Origin of the sequence: Acinetobacter sp. A2 (assembly GCF_012371325.1) — a bacterium.
Taxonomy (GTDB): Bacteria; Pseudomonadota; Gammaproteobacteria; order Pseudomonadales; family Moraxellaceae; genus Acinetobacter.
The window spans coordinates 1-5,115 of record NZ_JAAZQX010000057.1 but is presented as its reverse complement, the minus strand read 5'-3'; the positions used below and the strand labels follow the sequence as shown (position 1 = coordinate 5,115).

The window sequence follows — 5,115 nt, the reverse complement described above, 5'->3', positions numbered from 1 at the left end:
TGACCGACTCAGGCTCTAGTTACACGCTTGGCAACAAGACATTAACAGAGTGCGAATTAGTCCTTGAGTATGTTTGAATACATTTTAAGGAACAGTATGTCAATACAATGAATATTTAGGTGATGCCGATGGTGTGACTTACAATGTCGGTATGCGTATGCATTTTTAATTAAGCTGCCGCAGCTTTAAATGATGTGCTTGGTGTATTGTTTAAATGCAAAACATTCAAAGTACGATCGTAGTGGTTTGCTTTAAATAACCGTTATACTTGGCGTTTTGGCCGTATAGAATAGGATATTTTCTTGGATAGCATATTCGATGCTCAGTTAGAATTGAGTGATGCAGAAATGCATTTGTATAGTCGTCAAATTTTATTGGATGGCTGGGACATTGAAGCACAAGAAAAATTAAAACTCGCCAATGTACTGATTGTGGGCTGCGGTGGGATTGGCTGTTTAAGTGCAGAATTACTGGCTCGGGCAGGCGTGGGTAAAATTACCCTGATTGATGCCGATGTGATTGAAACCAGTAATCTGCAACGCCAAATTGCTTATAGCCCTGCAGATTTAGGCTTTTATAAGGCCGAAGTGTTAGCGAAACGTCTTGCAGAAATTAATCCGTTTATCGAGATTGTTAGTTTAACTACCTTGCTGGATGAGCAAAATGCAGGTGATTTAATTGCTCAACAAGATTTGGTGTTAGATGGCTGTGACAATTTCAGCACCCGTTATTTGGTCAATCAAATTTGTCAAAAATTCAATGTGCCTTTGCTCAGTGCATCAGCAATTGGCTTTCAAGGGCAAATGTTTATGGTAGAAGGCGATTCGGCTTGCTATGCGTGCCTGTTTCCCAAAGAAGAACATGCTAACGAGAGTTTACGCTGCGCAGACAGCGGGGTGCTGGCCAGTACCCCAAATGTAATGGCGAGCTTACAAGCACACCATGCGTTGTTGTATTTAGGTTTAGGCATTACTGCACTCAAGCAAAAATTATTGCTTTGGGATGGTCTAAGCATGAAACAACGCATATTGGCTTTCGAAAAAGATACAGACTGCCCAGTTTGTCAGGCAAGATAGACTTTCTCTCTTATCATTATTTGTTAAACTCACACTACTTTAATATGACTCAGACATGATGAAAAATAATATCTGGTTAGATGGTTTACGTTCAGTTGCCCGTATGGGTGAAACTGCAGTGGTGGCGGCCAAGGCTGGCATTAAATACGCAACTGAAAAACCAAGTAACGCCAAACTCATGCGCGAAACATTTGAATCTTTGGGTTCAACCTATATTAAGCTGGGCCAATTTATTGCCAGTACGCCGTCTTTGTTCCCACGTGAATATGTCGAAGAATTTCAAGGTTGTTTAGACCAGACACCAAGCTTGCCATTTAGTTATGTGCAGCAAGTGTTAGCGTCTGAATTTGCAGGGCGCAATCTAGATGAAATTTTTGCCTCTATTGATGAAACACCATTGGCATCGGCGTCTATTGCGCAAGTGCATGCGGCTAAATTGGTCAGTGGCGAAGATGTGGTGATTAAAGTGCAAAAGCCAGGTGTAGAGACAATTCTTTATACCGATTTAAACGTCCTGCACTGGGCCACCAAAATACTTGAAAAAGCAGTACCTAAGGTCAAATTTGCATCTTTGGCCGATATTGTAGAAGAAATCAAAACCCGCATGGTGCGTGAAGTAGACTTTATTGAAGAAGCACGTAACCTTGATGATTTTATCAACTACCTGAATTTGACTCAAAACAATAAAGCTACTGCACCTAAAGTATATCATCAGTATTCAACCCGTCGGGTACTAACCATGCAGCGCTTGTATGGTGTGCCCTTGACTGATTTTGAAGTAGTCAAAAAAGTATCTAATGATCCATCACAAGTACTGATTACAGCCATGAATACTTGGTTTGGTAGTTTGATGATGTGTAACAGTTTCCATGCAGACCTACACGCAGGCAACCTGATGTTGCTTGAAGATGGTCGGGTGGGCTTTATTGATTTTGGTATTGTTGGGCAGCTTAACCCTGAAGTGTGGACGGCTTGTATGGCCTTTATGGATGCCTTGCAAAATACCAATTACACGCTCATGGCAGAGAATATGCTGAAAATGGGCATGACCGATACTCAAATTGATACACAAGTTTTGGCTGCGGACTTAGAGCGTTTATTCAGCGGTGTATTATTGGCCGACCCTCAAGAATTACTAACTTCTAATCCTGCCGATTTAAACGACATTATGATGGACATGGTCGCGGTAGGTGAGCGTCATGGGATTCGCTTCCCACGTGATTTTGCTTTGCTGTTCAAGCAAATGTTGTATTTCGATCGTTTCATGCGCGTGTTGGCACCTTATACTGACATTTATGCAGATCAACGATTGCAGATGGTGCAAAGCATGGACCCCAACCTTTTGTTGAAACATTAAGGGTCAAACGGTACTTAATTTAGTAGATTTAAAATCCCTCTTCGCCAAGAGGGTTTTTCTCATATTGATCGTGACGATTCATAATAGCTGCTCATTGAGATAGCAATGACACACGAATTTTGCAGGTTTTAAATGGACGCAATTATCATTGAAGGCTTAAAGGTAGAGACAGTGGTCGGCTGTTTTGCATGGGAGCGTCAGATTCAACAGCCTTTGATGTTGGATTTAATTATTGCAACCAATTTAGATCAGGCTGCCACTTCAGATGAGTTACAGGACACTCTAAATTATGCTGAAATCTGCAGCATTTCTGCACAGGTCATTCAAAATGCTGCGCCTAAATTAATCGAACATGCAGCAAAATTGGTGCTCGATGCACTTTTTACTACCTTTGCAGCAATTGAATCTATTACCATCACGATTCGTAAACCTGCCATTATTCCAGAAGCCCATTCTGTAGGAATTCGTCTTGAACGCCACCGACACGATTTTTGCCCTCGCTCTGGCGAGTAACTGTGAAGCTTCACGCCAGTTTAAACAGGCCTATCAGCAAATTGCTGCCTTGGGTGAAACACAGTTTTCGCAAATTTATCTCATTCCTTGCCGTGATGGGATCGGTGCAGATTACTGGAATTCTGCTTGCTTAATCAAAAGTCGTTTGAGCTATGCACAGTTGAATGTCATTCTCAAGGAAATGGAAGTTGCAGCAGGGCGTGTGCGTCCATCGCACGATATCCCACTGGATATTGATATTATTGCGTGGGGAGCAGATTTAGCCCACATGCAATTAAATCCGAAAAAACTGCCTTTGGCTTTAGATGTTAAAATTCCAATGTGGGAAATTTGGCAAGATCAAGCATTTATGCATCCTGAGCATCATTATCCAGTGGTGCGTTGTGACGAATAAATCAGGCAATTAAAGTCATTATTACGTGATGAATCTTCAGCATTTTGGCAGAGATGCATGATCTTAGGTTGCTGACATCAGCATGTCATATTCTGTGGGTATTTTTGTATAAAAAACCATCGAAAACCATATCGTTGCTGTATGCATACAGGCTACAGTCAGAAAACTATCCACAAAATCTGCGGATAAATCTTGGGATAACTTAAAATTCATTATTTTCGCTTATTTTTGGATGTTCTATGGTAAGCGTCCGCTGAACCCCATACCAATTTTTAATTCGATTTAGGTTTCCAGCAGTGTGGCAGTAACTCTTCAATCTGGGTCACTTTATGTGTCGGCAGCCTTTTCAGCACATCACTTAAATAGGCATACGGATCCAAGCCATTCAGCTTTGCTGACTGGATTAATGTCATAATATTGGCTGCTCGCTGACCGCTGCGCAGCGAACCTGCAAATAACCAGTTCTTACGTCCCAACGCCCAGGGGCGCATCTGGTTTTCCACCCAGTTATTGCAAATTGGTAGATTGCCATCATCCAGATAGCGGCTTAAAGCTGGCCAACGCTTCAGAGTGTAATTGATGGCCTTGGCGGTTGGAGAACTCGATGGCACCGTCAGATAATGTTGGTTGAGCCATTCATACAGTTGTTGCATCACCGGTTGGCTGTGCTGTTGTCGGTATTCGCGGCGGTGTTCTGCTGTACTATCGGTCTTTTTCCTGAGTTCTGCTTCTATCGCATACAGTTTCTGAATCATCAGTAATGCCTGTTCAGCGATCTGACTTTTCCCAGTCACATGCAGTTCATGGAATTTACGACGTGCATGCGCCATGCAGCCCACCTCAATGACATCGCCTGATTTAAAGCGTGCTTTATAACCACTGTAATCATCACAGACCAGATGGCCCTGCCAGCCATTCAGGAACTCTTCTGCATGCTGACCTGAACGGCTATCCTGAAAGTCATAGATCACCGCTTGAACTGGATTGTACTGTGTAGTGGCATAGGCCCAGACATAACCTTTCTTCGGTTTTTTATCATTCTCACCCATCCGCATGATGGTGACCGGCGTTTCATCGGCATGGATCACCCGCTGTTGCAGCACCACCTGTTTTAAGGCATTGGCCAAAGGTTCCAGTTCCACACCGCAGCGACCAATCCAGTCAGATAAAGTAGATCTGGACAGATCAATGCCCGCCCGCTGATAGATCAGACGTTGACGGTACAGCGGTAAATGATCGGCATACTTCGATACCAGCACATGGCTGAGCAGTTCAGGTGAAGCAATGCCTTTATCAATCACATAGGCAGGCATCGCTTGCTGAGTCAGGGTGTCACACTGATCACAGACCCATTTGCCACGAACATGCTGTTCCTTGTAGAACTGTGCCGGTCTGAAATGCAGTTTTTCACTGATATCTTCGCCGATACGACGGAGTTGGCAGCCACAAGCGCATTGGGTTGATGCAGGTTCATGCTCAATACGGATGGTGTGTAGATGATCGGGCAGCAGTCGACGTTTAGGTTTGTTGACTGTGGCTTTCTCTGTCGATGCATCGGTTTTATCTGCATTCAGCCGCTCCAGTTCCAAATCAACTGCTGCGATATCTTCTTCGACCGCTTCGTCCCATAGATGGATTTGTTTTGCAGTGAGATGTTCGTTTTTACTGCCGAATTTGTGCTGTTTAAATAGTGCGAGTTCATGCTCGTATTTTTGATTGAGAATAGAAAGATGTTGAACTTTAGAATCTAATTGCTGATTGGTGACTTCAAGATG

5 protein-coding genes are annotated in these 5,115 nt (G+C 43.2%); 4 read left to right on the top strand and 1 reads right to left on the bottom strand.

Annotated features, from left to right (window positions below; all coding sequences use genetic code 11):
- Positions 1 to 347: 347 nt before the first annotated feature.
- The 4 genes from HHA43_RS13000 to HHA43_RS12985 all read left to right on the top strand — a co-directional run bounded on the left by HHA43_RS13000 (position 348) and on the right by HHA43_RS12985 (position 3,340).
- Entirely contained in the window at positions 348 to 1,076 is a 729-nt protein-coding gene (locus HHA43_RS13000; protein ID WP_168417505.1) for a HesA/MoeB/ThiF family protein, read from the top strand.
- Positions 1,077 to 1,134: 58 nt separating this feature from the next.
- Positions 1,135 to 2,433: an ABC1 kinase family protein gene (locus HHA43_RS12995; RefSeq protein ID WP_168417504.1), complete on the top strand. Its 1,299-nt coding sequence runs from the start codon at positions 1,135 to 1,137 to the stop codon at positions 2,431 to 2,433.
- Between the two features lie 132 nt (positions 2,434 to 2,565).
- Entirely contained in the window at positions 2,566 to 2,946 is a 381-nt protein-coding gene (folB, locus tag HHA43_RS12990) for a dihydroneopterin aldolase (RefSeq protein ID WP_168417451.1), read from the top strand.
- Positions 2,903 to 3,340 carry a 2-amino-4-hydroxy-6-hydroxymethyldihydropteridine diphosphokinase gene (locus HHA43_RS12985; RefSeq protein ID WP_168461759.1) on the top strand — a complete coding sequence of 146 codons (438 nt, stop codon included), beginning with the start codon at positions 2,903 to 2,905 and terminating at the stop codon, positions 3,338 to 3,340. The genes folB and HHA43_RS12985 overlap by 44 nt, the downstream gene beginning before the upstream one ends.
- Positions 3,341 to 3,612: 272 nt before the next feature.
- Here the strand turns inward: HHA43_RS12985 and tnpC are convergent.
- Positions 3,613 to 5,115, bottom strand: a 1,503-nt coding sequence (gene tnpC / locus HHA43_RS12980) for an IS66 family transposase (protein ID WP_168542763.1), incomplete at its 5' end; no start/stop codon positions are given.